Origin of the sequence: Rhizobium sp. PRIMUS64, assembly GCF_023006465.1 — a bacterium.
Lineage (GTDB): Bacteria > Pseudomonadota > Alphaproteobacteria > Rhizobiales > Rhizobiaceae > Rhizobium > Rhizobium leguminosarum.
Genome location: NZ_JALBGX010000386.1, coordinates 1 through 229, shown reverse-complemented (window position 1 = coordinate 229; position 229 = coordinate 1). Strand labels below are relative to the sequence as shown.

Annotated in this window: 1 pseudogene; it reads right to left on the bottom strand. The window is 63.8% G+C overall.

The features are described from left to right. Positions 1 to 21: 21 nt before the first annotated feature. A pseudogene (locus tag MOV76_RS39675) lies at positions 22 to 229 on the bottom strand (sugar ABC transporter substrate-binding protein); the annotation flags it as partial.

Genomic DNA, 229 nt, shown 5'->3' with positions numbered 1-229 from the left:
CCGCCTCTTGCTCAGGAGGTTTTATTTAATGTAGCCGGCTTTGGTCATTTCGCGGGTTGCCAGCTGCTGGGCGCTCTGCAGGGCCTGGTCGACCGAAAGTTGGCCGGCAAGGGCTGCGGAGAACTGCTGGCCCACTGCCGTGCCGATGCCCTGGAATTCCGGGATCGCCACGAACTGCACGCCGACATAGGGGACCGGCTTGACGGTCGGCTTGCTCGGATCGGCCGAG